A 23438-nucleotide genomic window follows, 5' to 3' on the forward strand; every position below is an offset into this window, starting at 1 on the left:
CCATCGCCTCCTTGACCGGCTATGACTTTATCCTTGAGGCTCTATTCTATGCAGCTTTATAGAGAATTGGTATAAGTTGACCGCAGAAGACGTTCAGCAACTCATCGAGCAAAGTGAACAATTTATTCAGCTGGCAGAAAGTATCTTGCTATGAGACAGGATTCTGAACTTTGCTCTCATTGGCTTCTCAGAACCGTGATCGCTTTGCGGGGGTGCTGTTTTTGGGGGGTAATCGCGACGCTGAGGCCACTACATCACTATCAACAGGTGACTGGGTGTTGGCTGCTTGGAATCGAGAACGCTTTGCGGAGGTCTGTTTTGGGGGGTGAGATCGCGATCGCTTGCCCAATTAGATAATTTCCGCTGCTAAAAGTTGGCTTTCAATGCGCTCATACTCATCTTCCAACAGCCAATCCTTTGCCGCTTCATAGTTTGAGTGAGTCACCACCAACTGGTAATCAGCATCCGGTTTAAAGATCCGACAAGAGCCATCGCGATCGCCCATCAGCATCAACACTCTGGGCGGAAACAGCGCCGGGTCAACCCAAAGCTCTAGAAACCGCCAGGTTTTAGCTCGTTCTGCGAGGGCCTGTTCTTGGGATAGCATGATACTCTCCACTAGCTTTTACAATTTTAATCTCGCCGTAGTAGAGCGGGGTGCGGCTGCCGTCCGCCTTGATGATGTAACCGATCGCTTCTGAGAAATAGAGGCCGTATCTTTCGTAATCATCCGTTTCATCTACCTCTCCCGTTCTTTCCCCTTGTTCGATAATGGCTTGCGCCACTCTTGCCAACGTTTCGCGGTCATTAAATACATGCGCTCTACCTTCCTTTCGTAAAAGGCGTCGGACTTGCGCGGTTCCTGGTAAGTGACGATCAATCAGACTCGGTCGGAGATCTGGCGTGATTACACGACGAATTCCGCTCATGAACTAAACCGATACACCGGGTGATTTAGTCGATAGTACCGTTTCTGGGAAGGACAGCGATCGCTTTGCGGATGCAGTGTTTTAGGGGGGAGATCGCGATCGCTGAGACCGCATAAAATGGGGGTATTCTAGCTGCTTCAATGCAAGAGTATCTCATGGCTAAACTCACCCTAGATATCCCCGACGATTTGATGGCTCATCTCGAAGATGCGGGTGAACGCTTGCCAGAACTCCTCCAAATCGCCCTTCAGCTTTGGCAATCTTCCCAGCAGGGGCAAGATGTGGTGGTTATGGCCGCCGGGCAGGAAATCCTTCATCTCCCCAGTCAACCCGCCGCAGGCCAACCCTTACCGAGTCGGGCCGAGCTCAGGTCGCACCAAAAGCTGTCTAAAACCTCAACGCTAGAAACCCTCAAACAACTGCGTGAAGAGGCCCGCTATTGATTTACGTTGATACCAGCTTCCTCGCACCGCTTTATATCAAAGAAGCCACCAGCACCCAAGTTGAGGCAACCCTGCGATCGCAGCCCCCTAGACAGATCAGCATCAGCGACTGGACTCAGGTAGAATTTGCCAGCTTAGTGTCTCGTCGAGTTCGCATGAGGGAGCTTGAGTCTGAGCAAGTCACCCGCATTTTTCGCACTTTTGAAGCCGATTGCGCGGACACTTACACCGTGTTGCCGGTCAGTTCTTCCGACTTTCAACTGGCAACCGCCTTACTGTGGCGAGACCAGACAACGCTACGAGCTGGCGATGCGCTACATTTAGCGATCGCTCGAAATCGCCAAGTCCCAGAGTTTCTCACACTCGATAAAGCTCTGACCAGTACCGCTCAAGCCTTCGGCTTGGCCGTCAGCAATGGTGGCACTGATTTGTGAGCGATCGCGAAGCTGAGTCCCCGGCATCACTGTCAACAGGTGACTGGGCGTTGGCTGATCAGGACAGCGATCGCTTTGCGGGTGTGCTGTTTTGGAGGGGCGATCGCAGCTTGGTGAGAGGGGCGATCGGCGTTTTCGTGTCGGTGCGATAGGATTTATAGAAATATCCCGTACCAACATGAGTACTGCTGACACGCTGTATGAACTCGTCAAAACTTTGCCCGAAGAGCACGCCAACCTTGTGCTGATGTTTGCCGAGTTTCTACGGCAGCGATTTCAGTCCGATGCGGGCGAGCCGCCAGCCCCCCTCACTCAGTATTTCGGTACGCTCAAAAACTCCCCCAACTTCAACGAAGACCCTGTCGAAATCGAGAGAGCGATGAGACGTGAGTGGCACTAAGTTGCTGTTGGATACCAACTTCGTGATCGGCTTGTTAAAAGCCAATGAGACCGTTCAGCAGGTTTTACGAGATCGTCCAATCTCTATCCAAGACTGCTCCTACAGCTTCATTACCCGAATTGAACTATTGGGGTTTCCCGCTATCACGGCAGCTGAAATCGAAAGCATTGCAAAGCTGCTCAGCGCTATGAATTACGTGCCCATGAGCCCAGCTATCGAAGATGCCACCATTCAGATTCGTCGGCAATATGGTCTCAAAACGCCCGACGCGATTATTGCCGCTACAGCGAGCGTCCACCATTTAGAGCTACTCACTTTAGACCAACAACTTGCCAACCGGATGGCCGAAATTTCGTCGAAGTAATTTACAAGCACAGCATCGCCGTTCGGACAAAACAATCCCTGCATCAATGTCAGCAGGTGACTGGGTGTTGGCTTGTCGGAATCGCGATCGCTTTGCGGGTGTCGTGTTCTGGAATGGACGATCTCGTAGCCACCGCTAAACTGATTTTGTCGGTTGTCGCTTAATCGGAAGTTTCACCAGCTTATGCCTGTGAGCAGCTTGCTTTTTTCGTAAATCTTCAAATATCGCGTTCAAATCATAATTGAATGACTCAGCGTATTCTTCTCGATATCGATGAATTTCGCTGACAATTTCGTCTTTAAACATCACTCATTCCTCTGTAGGCTCGTACCCCATCAATTCGTAGGGAGTGCAGATAATCGGGAGTTCATAGCCCAACTGCCCACTAATTTGAGCTAGTTTCTTTTGAATTTGGGCATTTGCCATATGTTTGCAATTCCATGTTAGCAAGTAGTCCAAACCGTAAACCGTAGCCAACGCCATGTGTAGCGCATCATTCGCCGCCTTTGCAGGCAGACTACTCTCTGCCAGAAAGACTTGGGCAAGGGCGATCGCGGGTTCGGTTAGCTCCAGAAAGGCGATCGGCTCAAGCAAAGAAAGTCGCTGGGCAGCGATCTCGCCATCCCCTTGAGCGGCTTCATCCTGCACAAGTTCAGAAGCGTAAAGCGTAAATTCGTATCGAGAAGTCTCCCACCAATCTTGAGTAAGCTTAGTGTTTGCAGCCAAAATGAGATTATTCGTGGGACGAGCAGTGAGATAACCCAAAATGCTCGTTTCAATATAAACAGTTTCGCTCATGCAATTCAGCAAAAATGGTCAAAGAAAATGTAGGCGATAAACGGCAGTCTGTACCAATGGATACTAAGCCCTCCTCTGAACAGCAAGCACCCAAGCAGCCTTTACCGAGTCGAGCTGAACTACTATCGCGAAGCTGAGCTCCCTGCATCAATGTCAACAGGTGACTGAGCGTTGGCTGCTTGGAAACGCGATCGCCAACTTCAAAGTGGAATTGCCTCGATTCCGCACCCGCTTTAGTCAGCTGGATCGCCAGTGCTCACGAATTTTTGCTCCCCATTGGTGAGCATTTTGCAACATGCTGTCTTGCTGGGATCTCCATGACGGAGGAAAGAGATATCCAACATTCATGGAGCTAGTTTAGCGGCCCAGGGCAAGGCTTATCGTCGTGACCAGCTGACGTTTGGCCCGCTCAGTTTGTCCGCAGCAAGCACATGGGGGAACATCGCCATGTAATATAGATCGGTTGTTTTCTGCTTGATGTTTTGATAGAACGTTACACCCTGCCCGAAATGGGCGAACTCTGGAATGACCTGGCCAAATACAAAACTTGGTTACAGGTTGAGATTGCGGTTTGCGAAGCCCAAGCAGAGCTCGGCTACATTCCCCCAGCGGCGGTGGACGAGATCAAGGCCAAAGCGGATTTTGACCCCGATCGCATTTTAGAAATTGAAGCGGAAGTGCGGCACGATGTGATCGCGTTTCTGACTAGCGTCAACGAGTATGTGGGCGATGCGGGGCGTTATATTCACCTCGGCATGACCAGCTCTGACATGCTGGATACGGCCTTGTCGCTGCAAATGGTGGCCAGCCTCCAGGTGATCAAAACCCACGTGGAAAATTTGATTCAGGCGATTCGCTATCGTGCCCAAGAGCATCGCGATACGGTGATGATTGGCCGTTCCCACGGCATTCATGCGGAACCGATTACCTTTGGATTCAAACTAGCGGGTTGGCTAGCAGAAATGATGCGCCACCGCGATCGCCTCACCCATCTGGAAGACAAAATTGCCGTAGGCAAAATTTCCGGCGCGGTCGGCACCTATGCCAATGTCGATCCGCGCATTGAGTCCCTCACCTGCCAAAAACTGGGGCTCCGTCCCGATACGGCTTCTACTCAGGTCATTTCGCGGGACATTCATGCGGAATTCATGAATGCCCTGGCGCTATTGGCCGCTTCCATAGAGCGATTTGCGGTGGAGATTCGTAACCTCCAGCGCACCGACGTGTTGGAAGTGGAGGAATTTTTCTCTAAGGGGCAGAAGGGCTCGTCGGCGATGCCTCATAAGCGTAATCCCATCCGTTCCGAGCGGTTGACGGGGTGTGCCCGCATCATTCGGGGCAATGCGATGGCCGCGCTGGAAAATGTGGCGCTATGGCATGAACGGGATATTTCCCACAGTTCAGTCGAGCGGGTGATCTTGCCAGACTCCTGCATTTTGATCCACTTCATGCTGGTGGAGACGACAAACTTGGTGAAGAAGCTGCTGGTCTACCCCGAAAACATGCAGCGCAATATGAATGTGTACGGCGGCGTTGTGTTTAGTCAGCGGGTGTTGCTGTCGCTGGTGGACAAAGGGCTGAAGCGGGAAGAGGCATACGAAATTGTGCAGTCTTTGGCCCATCAAGCATGGAATACGGCAGGGGGCGATTTTCGGGCGCTGGTGAGCGGCAACGATCGCGTGCAAGCGCATCTGTCGGCGACGGAAATTGACGCCTGTTTTGACCCCAATCATCACCTACGCAATTTAGATGACGTGTACCAACGGCTAGGGATTTAAGCGTGATTACTTAACTAAACCAAGTCCAATTTGAAAACTGGAGTTTTGCGTGTGTGGAAAAAACCTCCTCTAACCTCTCCTTGAGAAGGAAAGGTGCCGCAGGCGGTGAGGTTCGAGCAGATGTTGCGACTCCACTTCTGAATCTGGATGAGGTTTAGATACTGTCTACTTCAGCCTCATCGGCAAACTTTCGGAGGGCGGCTTCGGCATAGAGCTGAACTTTGGGATCAGCACTTGCCTGCAGGCTAGTCAATAGCGGTACGGCGGGTTGGTATTGCAAAGTTCCCAAGGCCAAGGCGATCGCGGCGATCAGTTGGCAGTCAGCGGTCGGCTGCGATAGATAGCTGTTGAGCCAATCGCAGAGGGCTTCTCCGGCCCGTTGTTGCAATGGCGGAGTTTGTAACCGCGTCAGGGTTTCTACTATCTGGATTTGCAAGGGGACAGAGCGTTGGCGCAACGCCGCTATTAAGGCCCGCAGCGCTGCCGCCCGCTCAATCCACCCCAGGGCGCTGATCACGCTAGATTGCAGACTGTCTGGGGTGTGGGGCGAGGACAATACCCGCGCTAATGCCGTCACCGCCGTCTCAGTGCCCAGCTTGCCCAGGGCGATCGCAGTGGCCTGGTTGATTTCCGGGCGCACATCCCACAACCCTGGTAACAGCGTATCGACGAGGTTCACTTGCGCCAGCAAATGGCGGCGGACACCCAGGGCGGCGATCGCCTCTCGCCGCACGATCATGCTGGGGTCTTGCACCGCTGAGAGCAATAACTTGTCCACTTCTGTATGGTGAAAGTTGCCCAATGCCGCGATCGCCTCCGCCCGCACCGCTGGGTCAGCATCTTCAACCGCTGCCAAGAGGGGCACAAACACTGCCGAATGCTGGATTCTGGCCAATACTTGGACGCCAATCAACCGATATTCTGGCGGCTCTAACAGTTCGATCAGCGCTTTAATCCCCGCTTCCCCAAAGTGACTTAAACCCTCGGCGACCATCATCAACAGATCCGCGTCAGGTCGCCGTTGCAGCATATCAATCAGGGCTTGCAAGGCATCGGGATGATCAAACTGCCCGAGCGTACGCGCGGCAAACCAGCGGACTTCCCAGTCATAGGCTTCATCTTGTAAGAGGGGAACCAGATAAGCGATCGCCCCAGGCCCCAGCTCGACGAGTCGTTTACTCGTTTCCCATTTCTCTCGGAAGTCACCTTCCAAAAACTGCTCTAATACTGTTTCGAATTGCTCGGCAAGCACATCTGAGCACATAGCGGCGGCAGGAATTTCAACAACCATAATAGATTTTTTGATCGCAGGTAAACCTCGGCCCCGCCGACTACCAAAGTCATCTAGTCATAAGACATCTGGGGCAAAAAGTTCGGTATAAACATCTGTAGTCGATGGAATTCGTTTTTCGCATCAATTTAAAGCAGATTTAGCATGATCTGAAGCCCCTCAATGCAAAACGAAAATCGCTCCAACTGAGGGGGCGATCGCCGAACGATATCCTCACAATTGTGATCACCCGGATAAACGAAATCAACCCAATCAAGCGGGCAGGAGAGCTAATGCATTTTGTGCATTGGGTTCATGCAGTACCCGTAATGGGGGGTAAAAATGGTAGCAGCAGTTACAAAAAATGATTTTTGTCTCCCCTAAGTTAGCTGCAAGCGCCTGTGATAATGCTTGCAGTTGAGAAAGTTTAATGGTTTCCCGGTCCGTTACCTGGCTTGCAAGTTTCGCTCGATTTTTAGATTAAATGTTGTGCCTAGCTCAAGGGGAAAAATTGTGGTTGATGCAGCTCAAAGAACACCTGGAAAACTGAATAAGTTTGAAAAGTTCAAGGCTGAAAAAGATGGTTTGGCAGTTAAGTCGGAGTTGGCAAAATTTGCGCAACTCGGGTGGGAATCGGTGGATGAAACTGATTTGACGCAACGGCTTAAATGGCTCGGTATTTTCTTTCGACCCACGACCCCGGGCAAGTTTATGCTGCGGTTACGGATGCCCAATGGCATCTTGTCAGGCCAAAAAATGAAGGTGCTGGCCGAAGTGGTGCAGCGCTATGGCGAGGAAGGCAGTGCTGATATCACCACTCGCCAAAATTTGCAGTTGCGAGGCATTCGGTTAGAAGATATTCCCGATATTTTTGAGCGGTTTGAGGCGGTGGGTCTCACTTCGATGCAGTCGGGCATGGATAACGTGCGCAACATCACGGGATCTCCGGTGGCGGGCATTGACGCCGATGAATTAATTGACACGCGCGGCTTAGTGAAAAAGCTGCAAGACATGATTACCGATCGCGGTGAGGGGAACCCGGAATTCACCAACCTGCCTCGTAAGTTCAACATCGCGGTAGAAGGCGGTCGAGATAATGCCGTTCATGCGGAAATCAACGACATTGCCTTTGTCCCGGCCTATCGCGACGAAAAACTCGGCTTCAACGTTTTGGTGGGGGGCTTCTTTTCTGCCCGGCGCTGTGAGGCGGCCGTGCCGCTCAACGCGTGGGTTGAGCCCAATGATGATGTGGTCATGCTTTCCCGCGCCATTCTGGAGGTCTATCGTGACAACGGGTTGCGCGTCAACCGCCAAAAAGCCCGGCTGATGTGGCTCATTGACGAATGGGGCATGGACACCTTTCGCGCGGCGGTGGAGAAAGCCTACGGTAAGCCTTTGCTCAGCGCGGCGGCAGAAGACGAGATCGATTGGGACAAGCGTGATCATGTCGGGGTGTACCCTCAGCAGCAGCCAGGGTTGAGCTACGTCGGCTTCCATGTGCCGGTGGGTCGCTTGACCGCTCAGGATATGTTCGACTTTGCCCGCATCGCTGATGTGTATGGCGATGGCGAAATTCGCCTGACTGTCGAGCAAAACATCATCATTCCCTACATTCCCGACACGCGGCTGGATCTGTTGATGGACGAACCGCTGCTGCAAAAGTTTTCGATCGCGCCCACGCCGCTGGTGCGATCGCTGGTTTCCTGTACGGGAGCCCAGTTCTGCAACTTCGCTTTGATCGAAACGAAGCAGCGGGCGATCGCGATCGCCCGTCAACTCGACGTCACCTTGAGTATTCCTCGCCCGGTTCGCATTCACTGGACGGGCTGCCCCAACTCCTGTGGTCAACCTCAAGTGGCAGATATTGGCCTCATGGGTACCAAGGTGCGCAAAGACGGCAAGCCCGCTGAAGGCGTCGATATCTACATGGGCGGCAAAGTGGGCAAAGATGCGCAACTCGGCACCTGTGTACAAAAGGGCGTGCCCTGTGATGACTTACCGACAGTGCTCACCGGACTATTGACCGAGCACTTTGGTGCGCAACCCGCTACCGATGGTGCGCCTGAGCACAATGGTCACTTGCAAATGACCGTTGATGAATAGAGCTTTGGGCAGGGGCGATCGCTCGTTGCCGCTGCCCATAAGGAACTCCCAAAAATCGCTAGGGGGAGTGTGTCTGAAAAGAAAAAACCTTGCAAAGGTTCATTTGCCAAGGTTTTAAATCGTTTCTTGATTTACTAGGAGATTAGCACGAATGCTCGTCGAGTTGTTTTCTAAAGCAACTCAGGGAAGGTACAAAATCCTACACCTGACCTGGTTTGCGTTTTTCCTAACTTTTGTTATCTGGTTTAACTTTCCGCCATTTGCCACCACGATCGCTCAAGACTTTGGACTGGAGCCCGCACAGGTAGGCACGATTGGTCTTTGTAACGTGGCGTTGACGGTACCGGCTCGCATCATCATCGGGATGCTGTTGGACAAGTATGGCCCCCGTTTGACCTACTCCGTGCTGCTGGTTTATGCCGTCATTCCCTGCACGATTTTTGCCACCGCTCAGAGCTTCAACCAGTTGGTGTTGGGGCGCTTGCTGATGGGGATCGTCGGCGCTGGTTTCGTCATTGGTATCCGCATGACCGCTGAGTGGTTTCCGCCGAAAGAAGTGGGTACTGCCGAAGGCATCTATGGTGGCTGGGGTAACTTTGGTTCCGCCTTCTCTGCCTTCACCATGGTGCTGTTTGGGTTGGCGCTAGCCTTTTTGCCCGGTGCTTTCCAGTTCCCCGAAATGGAAAACTTTCGAGTGTTGCTGTTCCCGCCGTTCCAGACTGACATTCTGAACTGGCGCGCCGCCATCCTCGGTTCCGGTATTGTCGGGGCGCTGTACGGAATTTTCTACTTCTTCAACGTGACTGATACGCCGCCGGGCAAGGCATATCAGCGTCCCAAGAGCGCTCGCGGCCTCGAAGTTACCTCCGTGCGTGACTTCTGGTTCTTGCTCGTCATGAATATCCCCCTCACCGCCATTCTGATGGTGTTGGCATGGCGTCTAACCAAGGTCAACTTTTTGACCATGGGGGGCATGTACATCGCTTGGGCCTGTTTGATCGCTCTCTATGCTTTCCAGACTTATAACTGTTGGACTGTCAACAAGGATCTCCTCTCTGGCGATAAGGTGTATCCGCCCGAAGAGCGCTATCGCTTTAAGCAGGTTGCCATGCTCGAACTGACCTACATCGTGAACTTCGGTTCTGAACTGGCGGTGGTGACCATGCTGCCAGCCTTTTTTGAAGGCACCTTTGGTCTGGATAAAGCGACTGCCGGGACGATCGCCGCGAGCTATGCCTTTATGAACCTGGCCTCTCGTCCGGGCGGTGGGTTGATCTCTGACAAGATGGGCAGCCGTAAATGGACCATGGTGGTACTGACTGCGGGCATGGGGATCGGTTACCTGATGATGAGCACGGTCAACAGTGCTTGGCCGCTACCGCTGGCGGTGCTGTTGACGATGGCTTGCTCTTTCTTCGTCCAGTCTTCTGAGGGGTCAACCTTTGCGATGGTGCCCTTAGTGAAGCGTAAGGTGACTGGTCAGATTGCCGGTAATGTCGGCGCTTACGGCAACGTGGGTGCAGTCGCCTACCTGACCATGCGCCTCCTCTTTACCGATGCTTCTGCCGCTGCCACCGGTGGCGAAGCAGTCATGTCAACCGTTAATGCTCAGTTCTTCCAGCTATTAGGCATTGCTGGCTTGATTGTGGCCTTCCTCTGCGTCTTCTTCCTGGATGAGCCTCAGGGTTCCTTTGCGGAGTTCCACGAAGGCGAAGATCCGGGGATGCATCCTCATCCCTCGGTCCTGCCAGAGGAGCAGTCAGCCCGGCTGATGTAGTTGCTAGTCAAGGTCTAGGAGGCCCAACTGAGTTTCCTTTTCACTATCAGACAGTAGCCGGGGGAGCAACTTCATTCATCGTGATGAAGCCGTTCTCCTGGCTTTTCTCAAATTTGGATCCTCAGCAATCTACCAAACCGGATCAAGTCGGCAAACATCCAGCTATCAATATTTTGCTAACCCCCTGAGACAGCCTGAACATCTTTTCGGGGGCCGTTTTTCCAGCTTCTAGAGTCCTACTTTTTAGATAGATAGTTTATGACTTCCACGAAAACCCTTTGCCCCTACTGTGGTGTCGGTTGCGGCCTCGAAGTTGCCCCGGTGGGCCAGCCCGATGCCGAGACTGAAAATTATTTGGTGAAGGGCGATCGCGCCCATCCTTCCAGCAAGGGGATGGTGTGTGTCAAGGGCGCGACGATCGCTGATTCGATCGACAAAAACCGTTTGCTTTACCCCATGCTGCGGGACTCATTAGATGAACCGTTTCGGCGGGTGAGTTGGGATGAGGCGTTAGATGCGATCGCCCAACGCATTCGCCAGGTGGTGGATACCCAAGGGCCGGAAGCAATCTGCATGTATGGCTCTGGTCAACTCCAGACCGAAGATTATTACACTGCGCAGAAATTGCTGAAAGGCTGCCTTGGCACGAACAACTTCGACGCCAACTCGCGACTGTGCATGTCTTCTGCCGTCGCCGCCTATATTCAAAGCTTTGGCTCCGATGGGCCACCGACCTGCTACGACGATTTAGAACAGACCGATTGCGCCTTTTTGATCGGCACCAACACCGCCGAATGCCACCCCATTGTGTTCAACCGCTTGCGCAAGTATCACCGCAAGCAAAAGGGCAAAGTGAAGCTCATTGTGGTCGATCCCCGGCGCACCGAAACGGCGAAAGATGCCGACCTGCACCTGGCGATTCGTCCCGGTACTGATATCACCTTGATGAATGGCATCGCCCACATTTTGCTGCGCAAAGGGTGGATTGACCCGCTGTTTATCGAAGAGGCCACCCAGGGATTTACCCCCTATGCCGAGGTTGTGGATCACTACCCCCCGGAAAAGGTGGCAGAAGTCTGCGGGATTACCGTGGCCGATCTGGAACAGGCGGCGCGCTGGTGGGGCCGCTCAAAAAGTGTGCTGTCGCTCTGGTCGATGGGCATTAACCAGTCTGCCGAAGGGACTGCTAAAGCGCGGACGCTGATCAACCTGCATTTGATGACTGGACAAATTGGGCGACCAGGAGCCGGGCCGTTTTCCCTCACGGGTCAACCCAACGCCATGGGAGGCCGGGAAGCGGGCGGTCTGGCGCATATTTTGCCGGGGTATCGCCTGGTCAAAAATCCCGAACACCGGCAAGCGGTGGAAACGGCTTGGGAACTCCCCGCTGGGAGCATTTCTCCGACGCCGGGCTTAGCCGCTTGGGACATGATGGTCGGCCTGGAACAAGGAGCCGTGGGGGTATTTTGGGTGGCGGCGACGAATCCCGCCGTCAGTATGCCGGATATTGAGCGTACTAAAGCGGCCCTGCGGCGATCGCCCTTCACCATTTTGCAAGACGCTTACTACCCGACGGAAACAGCAGAATATGCCCACGTGCTATTGCCCGCTGCCCAATGGGGCGAAAAGAGCGGCATCATGACGAATTCGGAGCGTACGGTGACTTATTGCCCAGCGTTTCGCGATCGCCCCGGCGAAACCCGCGCCGATTGGGAAATCTTTGCCGCAGTGGGGCGAAGGCTGGGCTTTGAACAGCAGTTCGCTAGCCAAACGTCAGCCGACGTGTATACCGAATTTGTACAGTTGACCGCCGGGCGCGTGTGCGACATGACCGGACTCAGCCATCAACGCCTGGCTGCCGAGGGGCCAATTCAATGGCCTTGTCCTCAAACGGAAACCCCAGACACCGCATCCACCAAGTACGACAAGCGCCTCTATACTAATTTTCGCTTTCCCACCCCCAATGGCCGTGCCCAGTTTGCCGCTTTCCATGAACAGGGGTTGACTGAGCCGCCGGACCCCGAGTTTCCCTTTGTGTTGACCAATGGCCGACTGTATGGGCACTGGCACACCCAAAGCCGCACGGGCCGCATCGATAAAATTCGCAAAATGCACCCCGAACCGCTGCTCGAAATGCACCCCATCGATGCCCAGCATCTCAGGGTACAGTCGGGCGACTGGGTCGAGGTGCGATCGCGGCGCGGCTATGCCCGCCTCAAAGTGGTGGTGACCCAATATATTCGTCGAGGAGTGCTGTTTATTCCCATGCACTGGGGCGCGCTCTGGGCCGATGCCGCCGAGTGCAATGCCCTCACCCACTCCGCCGTGTGTCCCATTTCTCTGCAACCAGAGCTGAAAGCTAGCGCCGTTGCCGTCGTGCCCATTACCGAAGCGATGCTAGCGGGCGATCGCACCCACCAACAGGTGAGTGAGTCCCTTGAACTAGCCGCCAGCAACGCTGTCCTCCAGCATTGAGAATTTCCACACCTGTCTCAAGGGGACGGTTCCCTGTCGGTACTACCGATACAGTCAGCAGCCATCCGAGGGAACCGTCCCCTCACTACTGGCAGATCGCCCCTTGTTAGTCGTTATGAGTGTCGCGATCGCATGATGAATCATGGCACTAACCACCTATAAACTTCACCACTCTCTGACCCCATCCCCACCTTCAACCAAACTGATTTTTTGTGACGATATGCCCACACCTGCATTGACCTTCTTCAAATTTGAAGCTGATTTTGTTGAGTCGCTCCGCTGCATTCCCATGCAGGTGCGCTACAAACTCGATACTTGCGGCGTCAAGCTGAAGCTCGAGCACTGGCACAAATTTAATCAGGGCGATCGTGAGTCCTTGGTCAGTCACCCCTGCGCCACCCCGACCGAGATTGACCATTACCGCGATCTCGTGCAGGCAACCGTTCTGCAATACACCGAGACCCCGGCCAAAGATTTACCCATCGATCCCCATCCCCCTTGGTTGCAAACCACCGTCGTGCCCGCCGATGTCGTTGCCCAGGCCGCTAAGTTTGAGACCGCCATTGGGACAGATGCCTGGTCGGCCCTACAGCCATTAGAGCGTTTTGCACTATGCAAACTCAGCCGTTCTGGCCACGAAAACCGTAACTTTGTCTCCGCCCTACAGGAGTTTGGCCTCCAGGCGTCAGCCTCAGAGACCGGTGGGAAGTCAACATCCTGGTAATGGCCGTGGTTGGGTGGCAGGGTAGCTGAGTCAATGCCACTCAGTTCAAAGATGGCGTTGCACCAGATAACGGGTGAATGTCACGCCAAGGCGGTCGACGACTTCGGTGCCGGATTGCTGGAATCCCAGCTTCTGGAAAAGGCCGACACTAAATTCGCTGGCTTCGGCATGGAGGCGCGTGAGGCGATCGCCTTTAGCCTGCTCGATCAAGTACGTTAATATCGCTGTGCCAATGCCCTGCCCCACATACGCTTGATGGACGTACAGCGACGCAATATGGCCGTCTTGGCCCAATCCACCAAAGCCCACGGTATCTCCAGCCATCTCTGCGACATAAGTTTGAACGCCCAAAATAAATTGCTGGAATGCTTCAGTCTCCAGCGTGGCAGCGGCCCAGGCTAGCGTTTGGGCCTCGGTGTAATGCTGTGGCCCGTGGGCCATCACCGTTTCATGGAAAAGGGTGGCCAGCGTCGGCACATCGGCCGGAACTGCTGGTCGGATAATGATCATTGGCACCTTCTGCGGCGTGGTGTCCATCAAGACGGGCATTCACTTCCTGCCAGTTAGGGATCGCACTTGCTGTACGGATCATCAGAGCGCAAGATTTCCTTGCAGGCAGGGCCGCTGGGCGATCGCACATACACCCAGCGGCCCTCTAAATGCAGCTTGACTTGGTTCGCCTCAGCATCAAATTGCAAATAGGCATCTTCTGAGGAACCGGCATCGGTGTAACTGCGATAGACCTGACGGCAGAAGCCAAACCAGCGACATCTTACCAGCATCAGGTCGCCATAATTATTGTCCAGGGGCGACACGTAAATGGTGCGATAGGTGACTTGCCAGGGGGCAATCGCGAGTCGATCCGTGACATATCCGACCAGAATGCCACTGGGTAATAGGGCCGCGATCGCCATCGCCTCAATCAACAGCATGAGGAGGAGTGTTTTCGCCCCCTGACGCGATCGCGATCGCCAGTCGGAATTGAGGCTCGCGATCGCCAGCAGGCCAAAGGCCAAGCCAAAGATCGGCGCAGTCAAAATCGCGGTTAGACCCAGGGACATCAAAGCCGCGATTGAGAAGCTGTAAATCTGCGCTAGCCAGTAGTTGCCAGGGAAACCGCCGAGAAACGCAAGATAGCCAAGCCAACCCACCGTCGCCAGCCCGGCCCAAGCAATAACCCCGCGATGTCTCCAGCGACGGTGCGGCTGGTTGCCCCGATTATGATTGGCATCGCCATTGGGGTGAGGAAAGTCGAGGTGACGGGCCATTGCCTGCGGGCCAAAACCTTTGCTGAGCGGGACGCCTGTTTACGAAAATGACCGCAGCGATGCGGAAGTCTGTACTCGCTTGCCGCCCTTAACCCTGCGGTGTGGGTGGGCTAGAGGTGCCCCGATGTCGCCAATATAAGCCAGCAGCCCCAGCGAGAACGGCGATCGCCGTCAAAATATGCACCACATTAAACGGCGTCCCCGGAAAGAACCAGGAATCGGTGCGCAGGAACTCGATGAAGAAGCGCCCCAAGGGATACCAAATCAGATACATCAGGGCAATGTCGCCATCTTTCAGTTGTTTATTAAACCGCCGCGATAGCCAAAAGATGATGCCAAACCCGATAAAGTTCCACAGTGACTCGTAGAGAAATAGCGGATGAAAGCGGGTGCTGTCGGGATAAGTGCTGAGGTCGTTGTAAGGCGGGATGCGGTGGGCGCGATCGATTCGCAGTCCCCAGGGCAATGTCGTCGGTGGCCCGTACAGTTCCTGATTAATGAAGTTGCCCCAGCGCCCGATCGCCTGCGCCAGCGGCAGTCCTAGACAAATCGCATCCAAATATGGCAGCGGGTCAAGCTTGCGAATGCGGGTAAACAGCCACAGGGCGATGCCGCCAAAAATGAAACCGCCAAAGATATGGATGCCGCCGCCCCAAACCTTCAAGATTTCGCCCGGATTTTGCAGGTAATAGCCCAGCCCGGTACTGCCCCGAGGCGACTGGATAAACACGTAATAGAGCCGCGCGCCGATGAATCCCGGAATCAGAATCCAAAACAACATGTCCCAGAGATTGTCAGGATCTTCGCCTTTGCGGGCCACCTCGTGACTGGCAATCTGTGCCGCCGTGAGGATGGCCGCCAGCATCAGTAACCCGTACCAACGCAGGGCAAATGGGCCAAATTCAAAAATGATGGGATCAACAGGGGGATACATGGATGCCGAGTAGATGGGTATGAGAGTGTGAGGGTGGATGAGTGTGAGATCGGGGAGAACCCCTTAGGAGCGAGGCATTCTCAGGATTACCAACTGATTTTCCGGCAGCCTTGAATCGAGAATGCCTCGCTCCCGCGATCGCCGCTTCTGCGATCGCGCAGACAGACAGGGCGATTGACCTAATCCTCCAAATAGCCCAAATCTTGTAGGCGGCGCTGCACCTCTGGATTGTCATAGCCCGGAGCCCGCCGCGCCGTGATCAACGTACCGTAACCGTTTATTTCGCCCGCAAAGGATTGTAGACACTCCTGCAACGCCTCCACATTTTCCGGCAAGATGGCGCTAATGTTCAGTGTTTCTTGGGGGTCTTCCTGCACGTCGTACAGTTCGATGGCAGTGTCACCGACTTCGATGAGCTTGTGTGTCCCCATCCACACCGCCCGGCGGGGTTGATCACAGGCGCGATCGCGCACCAAGTCCGGCTGCCGCTTTTGCATCAGGTTCACTACATTCTGCGGCGGAATCGCTTCGGCAAACACAAAATCAGTTTCGAGATGGGTCTGTGATTGGGGCAGCAAGGTCAGCGGTTGCTCCTGATGGTTGGCGAGTTCTGCGGCATCTAGCACCGTTTGAAACAAGCGACGAGTGGAGACGACTTCACTAACGACTTGGGCCTGGTTCTGTCCTGGCTGACGAATGATCAGGGGGACTCGCACCAGTTCGTTATAAATGGAAAGGCTATGGCCCATGAGTTGCTTTTCGCCCAGGTGTTCGCCGTGGTCGGCACAGATGATGACGAGGGTGTTGTCGAGGCGACCGGCCTGCTCCAGTTTTTCAAAGAAGCTGCCGAGCAACGCATCTTGATAGGCCACCTCGGCGTCGTACATACCGTCGAGGGTTTTTTTCTGGTCGTTGTCCAGGGCTCCGGTCAGCGGGGCTAGCCAGCCATACACGTCATTGTTGAAGCGCTGGAGAAAGTTGCGGGCGTCGCGATCGCGCAACACATGGGGCGCATACTTCTCGATATATGGCCGGGGCGGATGATAGGGCATGTGGGTGCCCATCAGGTTCACAAAGGCGAAGATGGGCTGGTTGGGAGCGGTGTCATCGCGATCGCACAGTAGCCGCGCCGTATCTTCCAAAGACTTGGCGGTGTTGCCCTTAAAGCTGAGGGCCGTCTGCCACAGGGGCACCATGATCGGGGTGAAGGACAGTGCCAATAACCAGTCGGAGCGGGCAAAGGCATCTTGAATTTTGGTCATCACACCGGAAATCTGCCGCTTGAACCATTGGCGATAGCGCCCCACGAGTCCGGGGGAAGCGCCGGCCTGGTTGGGCCGCGACGTGAGCAAGCCGCTGTAGTTCAAAAAGCTCTGAAAGCCGCGTCGCAAGCCGTTATTGATGACGCCGACGAGGGGATTATTGCAAAAACCGGCGGTGAAATAGCCACTATCCCGTAGGCGCTCTGCCAGGGTGGGCACCTCATCGGGCATGACGGAATAGGACTGGGTCATACCGTGCTCCGAGGGATACACCCCGGTGAACATGGAGGCGTGGGAGGGAATGGTCCACTGGGCGGGGGCAATTGCCGTCTCAAACCGGGTCGCCTGAGCTGCAAAGGCATCTAGGTTAGGCGTGGTGTTGAGGGGATAGCCATAGCAGGAGAGGCGATCGGCTCGCTGCGTGTCCAAGACTATGAACAGAACATCGGGACGCTGGCTAGACATGATAGTGATTCGCAATAACACTGAGAGGACTGACTGCATACACTGTTGCCAGTGAAAGGCAGATGGCTTACTCCAGAATAGCGGGCAACGTCAATACCGTATTGTTATGCCGACATCCCAGAAGGGGGCCTCGGTAATTTCAGGCTGCCGTTGCAATGCCTCCTGATTTGCCAATGTTCTCGTCCTGGACGGAGATTGCTGCTGCCCCGCTCCTAGTCATCTTGGTGATTAGCCGTACCCGCATAATTTGTTTGACGTGGCGGCGAGGTCAGCGATCGCCACAACCTCAAATTTTCCCTAGAGCCAGCCCCTAACCGACAGAATTTCCGCCAGGTCCATCCCTGTTCTCTCCCTATCGTGGAGCACTACAGCTTGTTGAGCTAACGTCACTTTGCCAGTTGCAACGAGCGTGTTTAGCCATTGCTCATCAGCATTGAGCGATCGAGGCGCAGCGGATGATGCCCGTTGACCGACCTTGACCGCATCGAAATCCGGTTGCTCACGGTCAGCCCATGCCTGTCCATCGGGAAACATGTACACCACCGTTTGACCAGTTTCACCCAAAACGCGAATGCGATCGGATTGCGGGGTTAGTGCTTTATCGGCACAGGGCTGAGACAGATCCATGGTCATTGATATCCTCGGCTGGGTGATGTTGCCGAAAAACGGCTCGAAAATTTCGATGCTGTAATTTGAGTCGGCTTCTTTAAGTAATGTAACGATATCCAGGCTCGATATAGTCCGTGATCTCACTCACAATCTGCAAAGGTTCCGTAAATCTTTCTGATAAGTCTTGCTGCTTGATTGGGTCGCCTCGTCGACTTTGGTGTGGCGTTTTCTCAAACTCTACGAATTTCCTTCAGTGGTCAACTTAGGCATGGTTTTAGAGCGTCAAAGTTGAAAGATTCCCTACGATTTGCGAGCTTTTTCTTTAGTGAAAGTAGCCTTGGGGCATGCAACTACTGAGACATTGGCAAAGGTTTTTAATTCTTATTTTGGCGTTGCTGTCGTTGGTGGTGACGCCGGCTGCGTCGTGGGCTGAGACTAGCGACGGCGCGATCAATGTGTATTTCTTTCACAGCGAGTCGTGCCCTCACTGTCGGGAGCAGATGCCGCTCATGCAAGACATTGATGCTTACAACGATGATGTAGACGTTCACATCATTGAGGTGGGTGAAGAACCGGAAACATTTCGCCAGTATTTGCAAGCGCACAATATCCAAACGGGGGCGGTGCCCCGGACGGCGATCGGAGAGTTGAGTTTTATTGGCTACGACGCTACGAGTGGCCCCAAAGAGTATGTCGAGGCGTATGCCGGATATATCGGCTATCGCAATCAAATCGTGACCGCGATCGCTGATGCCGTGGGGCATGACATTAATCTGGCCCAGACGGTTGCGGCCCCTGACGCTCAAAATCACCTTTGGTGGATGGCGGCGTTGCCCGTCCTTTACTTGGTGAGTGGCCTTCCGCTGCGCGATCGCCTTCGGCAACCACAAGCTCGCCGCTATTGGATTGGCGGCTTAGCCGCAATTCTGCTCGTCTGCCTGTTTATGCTAATTGGGTTTACCCCCGAGTCGACGATTCGGAGTTTTGCCCAAGGATTACCTTTCCCCTTATTTGTAGGCACGATCGCCCTGGCTGACGGCTTCAATCCCTGTGCGTTTACCGTGCTGGTGATTTTGCTCTCGCTGCTGACCTACACCCAGCGACGGCGTGACATGGTGTTGATTGGCGGCACCTTTGTGCTGACCTCTGCCGTGATGTACTTCCTCTTCATCATGCTGATGATCGGGCTGGGATCAGTGCTGATTGAGCAGTACGGCAATGTGATTTTGCTGCTGTTGGGCATGGCGATCACGATCGCGGGCCTGATCAATATCAAAGACTACTTTTGGTTCAAAGAAGGCGTCTCGCTGTCGTTGTCTGCCGATCAGCAGCGCACCATTAGCAAAAAAGCGGGCAAAATTGTTCGCGATCTCCGCCATGCCGATAAGAACCGTTGGCAGTTCGCCGGAGCGTTGGGGGGCACGGTGCTGTTAGCCGTGTTTGTGAATATTGTGGAACTGGGCTGCACCGCCATTTTGCCTGTGGTGTATATGACCACCCTGATTAACTACTGCGCGGCAGATGGGAGCGCCGCGATCGTCTGCTATTCCGCCTGGACGGGGCTGTATGCTGCCATTTATATTTTGCCGTTGCTGCTGATTTTGGCCGGGTTCATTTATGCCTTTCAGTCAGCGCGACTCACCGAAAGCCAGGGCCGCGTTTTAAAGCTGGGCGGTGGCTTGTTTATGCTGTTTTTTGGTCTAGTGATGATGTTCAAACCGCAACTATTGATGTTTGGTTGAGACCGGCTCAACCTGAGGCGGGCGATCGCTGGACGCTCAAACCGCCCATCGACACTCCAAAGCGCGTTACCTGGCAACCTCCATTCATCCAGTTCTCTTGTGGAGCAATCATGACGACCGCTCGGTGCCTAAAATCTGAGCCTAGAGGCTCGCGCGAAAATTAAAGTCCCTGTAGATCGAGTGCCGACTCTACTCAACTCTCGAATACTCAACTCTCGAAGCTGGCAGGGTAAGCGAAGCCGCGACTAGATTGGGTCAGGTGCATGATTACCCGCAGTTTCCTGAGCCCGCAGGAAGATGGGCTCGACGGCATTGAACTCGCAAGCCAGATCCTCTGAGGCGCTGAATTATCTATCAGTCGCGTGCAACCCCTTAACGGTTGGTCAGCTGAGCGGTGTTGTTGGGGGGGAAAGTGGCCTCGGCGACCATGCCCGGTTGCCCCAAGACTTCGGCGTTGCCCTCGTTAAAGGAAACCCGCACACCGCCAGCATTGCCCGCGCGAATGCGAAGTTGTTCCTCCGCCGTCCAAATTTTGGAGTCCCCTTCTTTCATAATGCCTTCAAAGATGACGTTGCCGTCAGTCGTAATGCGTAGCCAAGACTGCTCTTGTAGTTGAACGGTGACCCTCACGGGCGCAGCCGCTACTTCGGCGGGCACTGCTGGGGCATCAGGGGCGGTGGGCGACTCTGCGTCGTCGGTTCCCGGCCCCCCTTCAGGCATCATGGCCTCTTCTGCAACTTCACCTTCTAAAACCGGCAGCGTGCTGTTTTGATAGCTCATGCGCTGCAACGTATAAGAGAGCGCACTGATCGCTACCCCAATTAACACCACATAGGTCACGTAAAGATGCACCGGACGTAACTGAGGCGTGATGGGCAAGCGCCAAAATGACCGTGATGGCTTGTGGGTGGCAGGGGTGAAATATTGAATGGCCAGGGCTTCGCCATCTAGACCCAAGCTGTCGCCATAGCGACGAATGAGTCCCCGGGTATAGACAGGCTCGGGCAACTGGCTAATGTCGGCGACTTCGATCGCATTCAGCAGAGTTAACCGAATCAGGGTCTTTTCGGCTAACCCAGCCTGAGAGAGCCCCGCCGCTTCACGGGCGTCTCGTAAAATTTGACCAATATAGACCAGTTGCTCACGATGAAGCTGGTTAATGTTCGGTGCCGACTTATTCATCAAACCCTTCGAAGATGCAAACGAATACAATCAATTAATTAGTGACGGTTTTGAATCAGGCGAGGATTGTTTAACAGTAATATCCGTCGATTTTACTATTCTGTGACATTTCTTACATCAGCAGTATTCATGACCACGTCTTGTAGCTGCTTTAACTCCTGAGGTGTAAGTGAATGTATTTGCCCAGATTTGAGATGATTCACCTGCAGTGGGCCAATCGATAGGCGGTGCAACTGTTTGACCGGATGCCCTAACAGTTCGGCGGTGCGGCGGATCTGGCGATTACGCCCTTCCCATAAAACAATTTCCAATTCGGTGTGTGCGGACGATTTGCCTGAGGACACAATCCTCACCTTAGCAGGCACCGGCTGGTGACCGTCGAGGCGTACCCCTCGTTGCCACTGCTTGATAATATCAGGACTCGGTTGTCCCCTAACGATGACACGATAGGTTTTGGCAATGTGATGGCGGGGATGTGTTAACTGATAAGTCAGGTCGCCGTCGTTGGTGAGCAGCAAGGCTCCGGTCGAGTTGTAGTCGAGGCGGCCCACCGGGTGAATGCCGCTAGCTTGCTGTAAGGCGGAAGGCAGTAAATCAATGACGGTGCGACGACCTTGGGGATCATGACAGGTAGACATCGTCCGCAGCGGTTTGTTGAGGAGGCCATAGTAGGCGGGTGGGCGATCGCGGGGAGTGAGCTCCCGGCCATCCAGTTGAATGCGATCGCGCTGGGGATCGGCTTTTTGTCCCAGTTCGGCCACGGTGCCGTTGACTGAGACGCGCCCCGCTTGGATCAGGCCCTCAGCGCCCCGTCGGGAGGCGACGCCCCACTGCGACAAGATTTTTTGTAAGCGCTCCTCCATACACAATGGGTACCTGAGGTAAACGATGATAGTGCTCTTATATCGTATCGGTTCGATAGCGATCGCCACAGTACGGGGAAACCGTACACAGCCGATCGCTGGTCCATGCTGTGGGTGACCTCGCTTGGGCTGAGAGTGGTGGCAGCTCTACAGCATCAGCGGTGTAAACTCTGACCGGGTCCAGGTATGGTGGGCGTTTTGGGCAATGAAGGGACGCACGACAAATTGCGGGCGATCGCTGTCGCGATTCGGCTCGACATCAATGCGGAGAAAGGTATAGGGCCAGTGGGTATCCGCGCCGTGGCCATGACGGCCAATGAAGAGTTGGGATTTAGCGACCACTTGCGGCGCGCCCTTGAGGGTTTCACAAAGGGTGGTGTCGGCATGTTGCGATCGCAGCCTGGCCCCACTGCCGCCGCAGACTAGCCAATTGAGGTGGCGATCGCCGTGCCCCGTCTCGACCGTGCGCAAATATTCAAAACAGTGGGCATGACCGCTCAGCACCAGATCCAGCAGCGGGTTGGAGGCGTCATTTTCGATGTGTTCGGCGACCGCATCGAGCACCCAGCGCAGGTGTTGTCGGACGTTTAGGCAGGCCGGTTCGTGCAGTTTGCTGGCTTCGGTAATGTAAGGCGGATGGTGCAGGTACAGAATGCGCCCCCGCACGTTGGGATTTTGGTGGGAGGCGATGAGGCGATCGCGGAGCCAAAATAATTGCTCCCAATCCAAATCGATGGGGAGTTGCTGGCTGGGCGAGTCCGCCGTCAACGCTGCGGCCCCATCCCCATCAACTGGGCGGTTAAACGTGCTGGAGTCCAGGGCAAAAAAGTCGATGTTCCCGTAGCGAAACTGATAGTAGCGATTGGGCAATCGGGTAAATTGGCCCGGCTCATAGGTGAGGGCACGCCCGGTTTCAGTGGGGGTGGTGTAGTGCTGGTCAAGGTGTTGGGCCAAGCGGGCTGGGGGCACGTCTTTGAGATAATCCAAGAAGGCGCGGGCGTAGGTGTCGCCGGTGGCGGAGCCTCGGCGGCCATTGGTGGGCGGCACGGGCAGGTTGAGCGATCGCCGCAGCGGTTGCAGAGCCGCGACAAAGTGACCGTAGGGAAAGGGCAAATTGTAGTAGTCGTGATTGCCCGGCACGGGCAGAAAGGGTTTGCGGAAAACCAGATGGCGATAGTCTAAGCGTTTGTGGCGATCGCCCCCCACCAGCCACGCTCGATAGGGCGCGATAAATTTGGCTGGATATTGGTCGGGCGATCCCATGCGGTAGACCACATCGCCGGTGTGCAGTAAAAAGCGGCAATCAGGCATCTGGGTAGCCAGATAATCGGCCACTGCTTGCTGGGGATGGCCGAACGACTGCGGCCCAAAGCCGCTATCACCAATCACCAAAAAAGAAAAGGCTGACGGTGACGCCAGCCCATCGGCAATGCCGAGTCGAGTTTGATCAATGCCCTGGGTCGCAATAGCAGGGGCCTGCCAGCGAACCCGCGATCGCATCTTCTTCACCTTCTTCGAAATAGCTGGATCGATAGCAAGGCCCATAGCGTCATTTTGTAAAGCTCTCCTGCACTTTAGCGACTGCGAACCGCGATCGCCAAGAGCGTGAAATCAACGA

The 23438-nt window shown here is 54.5% G+C and carries 24 protein-coding genes; 11 read left to right on the forward strand and 13 right to left on the reverse strand.

The window, feature by feature from the left end; translation table 11 throughout:
• Positions 1–349 precede the first annotated feature (349 nt).
• Together JUK32_RS02675 and JUK32_RS28615 are read right to left on the reverse strand one after the other, a co-directional pair.
• Positions 350–607 carry a hypothetical protein gene (locus tag JUK32_RS02675; RefSeq protein ID WP_204137306.1) on the reverse strand — a complete coding sequence of 86 codons (258 nt, stop codon included), beginning with the start codon at positions 605–607 and terminating at the stop codon, positions 350–352.
• Complete coding sequence (locus tag JUK32_RS28615) at positions 570–929, reverse strand: DUF6972 family protein (RefSeq protein WP_204137307.1); 360 nt, start codon at positions 927–929, stop codon at positions 570–572. Before JUK32_RS28615 ends, JUK32_RS02675 begins: the two co-directional genes overlap by 38 nt.
• A 155-nt stretch (positions 930–1084) precedes the next feature.
• Between JUK32_RS28615 and JUK32_RS02685 the strand changes: the two genes are divergently transcribed.
• Genes JUK32_RS02685 through JUK32_RS02705 form a run of 5 tightly spaced genes read left to right on the forward strand, consistent with a single transcriptional unit; the run spans position 1085 to position 2570 of the window.
• A complete protein-coding gene (locus JUK32_RS02685) occupies positions 1085–1372 on the forward strand; it encodes a hypothetical protein (protein WP_204137308.1) in 288 nt (95 codons plus the stop codon).
• Complete coding sequence (locus JUK32_RS02690) at positions 1369–1806, forward strand: type II toxin-antitoxin system VapC family toxin (protein ID WP_204137309.1); 438 nt, start codon at positions 1369–1371, stop codon at positions 1804–1806. Before JUK32_RS02685 ends, JUK32_RS02690 begins: the two co-directional genes overlap by 4 nt.
• The gene (locus tag JUK32_RS02695; protein WP_204137310.1) at positions 1803–1958 is read left to right on the forward strand and encodes a hypothetical protein; all 156 of its coding nucleotides are present in this window, start codon (positions 1803–1805) and stop codon (positions 1956–1958) included. The genes JUK32_RS02690 and JUK32_RS02695 overlap by 4 nt, the downstream gene beginning before the upstream one ends.
• A gap of 26 nt (positions 1959–1984) precedes the next feature.
• Positions 1985–2206 (forward strand): DUF2281 domain-containing protein, encoded by a 222-nt coding sequence (locus JUK32_RS02700; RefSeq protein WP_204137311.1) that lies wholly within the window; start codon positions 1985–1987, stop codon positions 2204–2206.
• Positions 2193–2570 (forward strand): type II toxin-antitoxin system VapC family toxin, encoded by a 378-nt coding sequence (locus JUK32_RS02705; RefSeq protein WP_204137312.1) that lies wholly within the window; start codon positions 2193–2195, stop codon positions 2568–2570. Before JUK32_RS02700 ends, JUK32_RS02705 begins: the two co-directional genes overlap by 14 nt.
• Positions 2571–2705: 135 nt before the next feature.
• On the opposite strand, the gene JUK32_RS02710 is transcribed toward JUK32_RS02705, so the two are convergent.
• Both JUK32_RS02710 and JUK32_RS02715 read right to left on the reverse strand, forming a co-directional pair.
• A complete protein-coding gene (locus JUK32_RS02710) occupies positions 2706–2876 on the reverse strand; it encodes a hypothetical protein (protein WP_204137313.1) in 171 nt (56 codons plus the stop codon).
• A 3-nt stretch (positions 2877–2879) separates the two neighbouring features.
• Complete coding sequence (locus tag JUK32_RS02715) at positions 2880–3368, reverse strand: type II toxin-antitoxin system VapC family toxin (RefSeq protein WP_204137314.1); 489 nt, start codon at positions 3366–3368, stop codon at positions 2880–2882.
• A 482-nt stretch (positions 3369–3850) separates the two neighbouring features.
• On the opposite strand from JUK32_RS02715, the gene purB reads away from it, so the two are divergent.
• On the forward strand, positions 3851–5146 hold the full coding sequence (purB, locus tag JUK32_RS02720; protein ID WP_204137315.1) for an adenylosuccinate lyase: 1296 nt from the start codon (positions 3851–3853) through the stop codon (positions 5144–5146).
• 154 nt (positions 5147–5300) lie between these two features.
• Here purB and JUK32_RS02725 read toward each other — a convergent pair whose 3' ends face one another.
• Positions 5301–6437, reverse strand: coding sequence for a HEAT repeat domain-containing protein (locus JUK32_RS02725; RefSeq protein WP_204137316.1), 1137 nt, complete (start codon positions 6435–6437; stop codon positions 5301–5303).
• Between the two features lie 492 nt (positions 6438–6929).
• On the opposite strand from JUK32_RS02725, the gene JUK32_RS02730 reads away from it, so the two are divergent.
• From JUK32_RS02730 to JUK32_RS02745, 4 genes are all read left to right on the forward strand, one after another.
• Positions 6930–8519 (forward strand): ferredoxin--nitrite reductase, encoded by a 1590-nt coding sequence (locus JUK32_RS02730; protein WP_309224471.1) that lies wholly within the window; start codon positions 6930–6932, stop codon positions 8517–8519.
• 151 nt (positions 8520–8670) lie between these two features.
• The gene (locus tag JUK32_RS02735; RefSeq protein WP_204137317.1) at positions 8671–10296 is read left to right on the forward strand and encodes an MFS transporter; all 1626 of its coding nucleotides are present in this window, start codon (positions 8671–8673) and stop codon (positions 10294–10296) included.
• Positions 10297–10554: 258 nt separating this feature from the next.
• Positions 10555–12771 carry a molybdopterin oxidoreductase family protein gene (locus JUK32_RS02740; RefSeq protein ID WP_204137318.1) on the forward strand — a complete coding sequence of 739 codons (2217 nt, stop codon included), beginning with the start codon at positions 10555–10557 and terminating at the stop codon, positions 12769–12771.
• Between the two features lie 220 nt (positions 12772–12991).
• The gene (locus JUK32_RS02745) at positions 12992–13495 is read left to right on the forward strand and encodes a nitrate reductase associated protein (protein WP_204137319.1); all 504 of its coding nucleotides are present in this window, start codon (positions 12992–12994) and stop codon (positions 13493–13495) included.
• A 45-nt stretch (positions 13496–13540) separates the two neighbouring features.
• Here JUK32_RS02745 and JUK32_RS02750 read toward each other — a convergent pair whose 3' ends face one another.
• From JUK32_RS02750 to JUK32_RS02770, 5 genes are all read right to left on the reverse strand, one after another.
• Positions 13541–14044 carry a GNAT family N-acetyltransferase gene (locus JUK32_RS02750; protein WP_239112270.1) on the reverse strand — a complete coding sequence of 168 codons (504 nt, stop codon included), beginning with the start codon at positions 14042–14044 and terminating at the stop codon, positions 13541–13543.
• A 14-nt stretch (positions 14045–14058) separates the two neighbouring features.
• Positions 14059–14763, reverse strand: a complete 705-nt coding sequence (locus JUK32_RS02755; protein ID WP_204137320.1) for a hypothetical protein — start codon at positions 14761–14763, stop codon at positions 14059–14061.
• An 88-nt stretch (positions 14764–14851) separates the two neighbouring features.
• Positions 14852–15697, reverse strand: a complete 846-nt coding sequence (gene lgt / locus JUK32_RS02760) for a prolipoprotein diacylglyceryl transferase (protein ID WP_204137321.1) — start codon at positions 15695–15697, stop codon at positions 14852–14854.
• A gap of 179 nt (positions 15698–15876) precedes the next feature.
• On the reverse strand, positions 15877–17424 hold the full coding sequence (locus tag JUK32_RS02765) for a sulfatase (RefSeq protein ID WP_204137322.1): 1548 nt from the start codon (positions 17422–17424) through the stop codon (positions 15877–15879).
• Between the two features lie 297 nt (positions 17425–17721).
• Positions 17722–18051: a hypothetical protein gene (locus JUK32_RS02770; protein WP_204137323.1), complete on the reverse strand. Its 330-nt coding sequence runs from the start codon at positions 18049–18051 to the stop codon at positions 17722–17724.
• A 326-nt stretch (positions 18052–18377) separates the two neighbouring features.
• On the opposite strand from JUK32_RS02770, the gene JUK32_RS02775 reads away from it, so the two are divergent.
• On the forward strand, positions 18378–19775 hold the full coding sequence (locus tag JUK32_RS02775) for a thioredoxin family protein (RefSeq protein WP_204137324.1): 1398 nt from the start codon (positions 18378–18380) through the stop codon (positions 19773–19775).
• Positions 19776–20147: 372 nt separating this feature from the next.
• On the opposite strand, the gene JUK32_RS02780 is transcribed toward JUK32_RS02775, so the two are convergent.
• From JUK32_RS02780 to JUK32_RS02790, 3 genes are all read right to left on the reverse strand, one after another.
• Entirely contained in the window at positions 20148–20957 is an 810-nt protein-coding gene (locus tag JUK32_RS02780; RefSeq protein ID WP_204137325.1) for a RodZ domain-containing protein, read from the reverse strand.
• A 95-nt stretch (positions 20958–21052) separates the two neighbouring features.
• Complete coding sequence (locus JUK32_RS02785) at positions 21053–21820, reverse strand: pseudouridine synthase (protein ID WP_204137326.1); 768 nt, start codon at positions 21818–21820, stop codon at positions 21053–21055.
• A 147-nt stretch (positions 21821–21967) separates the two neighbouring features.
• Entirely contained in the window at positions 21968–23365 is a 1398-nt protein-coding gene (locus JUK32_RS02790) for a metallophosphoesterase (RefSeq protein WP_204137327.1), read from the reverse strand.
• Positions 23366–23438: the final 73 nt, after the last annotated feature.

The sequence above is a fragment of the Halomicronema sp. CCY15110 genome (genome assembly GCF_016888165.1).
Taxonomy (GTDB): domain Bacteria; phylum Cyanobacteriota; class Cyanobacteriia; order Phormidesmidales; family Phormidesmidaceae; genus Halomicronema.

Bases quoted from the DNA above. Each gene is read 5' to 3' on its own strand.
- JUK32_RS02740 (WP_204137318.1), top strand. From the start codon at position 10,555: ATGACTTCCACGAAAACCCTTTGCCCCTACTGTGGTGTCGGTTGCGGC.
- JUK32_RS02785 (WP_204137326.1), bottom strand. From the start codon at position 21,820: ATGGAGGAGCGCTTACAAAAAATCTTGTCGCAGTGGGGCGTCGCCTCC.
- lgt (WP_204137321.1), bottom strand. From the start codon at position 15,697: ATGTATCCCCCTGTTGATCCCATCATTTTTGAATTTGGCCCATTTGCC.
- JUK32_RS02780 (WP_204137325.1), bottom strand. From the start codon at position 20,957: ATGAATAAGTCGGCACCGAACATTAACCAGCTTCATCGTGAGCAACTG.
- JUK32_RS02765 (WP_204137322.1), bottom strand. From the start codon at position 17,424: ATGTCTAGCCAGCGTCCCGATGTTCTGTTCATAGTCTTGGACACGCAG.
- JUK32_RS02675 (WP_204137306.1), bottom strand. From the start codon at position 607: ATGCTATCCCAAGAACAGGCCCTCGCAGAACGAGCTAAAACCTGGCGG.
- JUK32_RS02700 (WP_204137311.1), top strand. From the start codon at position 1,985: ATGAGTACTGCTGACACGCTGTATGAACTCGTCAAAACTTTGCCCGAA.
- JUK32_RS02750 (WP_239112270.1), bottom strand. From the start codon at position 14,044: ATGCCCGTCTTGATGGACACCACGCCGCAGAAGGTGCCAATGATCATT.
- JUK32_RS02685 (WP_204137308.1), top strand. From the start codon at position 1,085: ATGGCTAAACTCACCCTAGATATCCCCGACGATTTGATGGCTCATCTC.
- JUK32_RS02710 (WP_204137313.1), bottom strand. From the start codon at position 2,876: ATGTTTAAAGACGAAATTGTCAGCGAAATTCATCGATATCGAGAAGAA.
- JUK32_RS02715 (WP_204137314.1), bottom strand. From the start codon at position 3,368: ATGAGCGAAACTGTTTATATTGAAACGAGCATTTTGGGTTATCTCACT.
- JUK32_RS02745 (WP_204137319.1), top strand. From the start codon at position 12,992: ATGCCCACACCTGCATTGACCTTCTTCAAATTTGAAGCTGATTTTGTT.
- JUK32_RS02735 (WP_204137317.1), top strand. From the start codon at position 8,671: ATGCTCGTCGAGTTGTTTTCTAAAGCAACTCAGGGAAGGTACAAAATC.
- JUK32_RS02790 (WP_204137327.1), bottom strand. From the start codon at position 23,365: ATGGGCCTTGCTATCGATCCAGCTATTTCGAAGAAGGTGAAGAAGATG.
- JUK32_RS02775 (WP_204137324.1), top strand. From the start codon at position 18,378: ATGCAACTACTGAGACATTGGCAAAGGTTTTTAATTCTTATTTTGGCG.
- JUK32_RS28615 (WP_204137307.1), bottom strand. From the start codon at position 929: ATGAGCGGAATTCGTCGTGTAATCACGCCAGATCTCCGACCGAGTCTG.
- JUK32_RS02770 (WP_204137323.1), bottom strand. From the start codon at position 18,051: ATGGATCTGTCTCAGCCCTGTGCCGATAAAGCACTAACCCCGCAATCC.
- JUK32_RS02755 (WP_204137320.1), bottom strand. From the start codon at position 14,763: ATGGCCCGTCACCTCGACTTTCCTCACCCCAATGGCGATGCCAATCAT.
- JUK32_RS02725 (WP_204137316.1), bottom strand. From the start codon at position 6,437: ATGGTTGTTGAAATTCCTGCCGCCGCTATGTGCTCAGATGTGCTTGCC.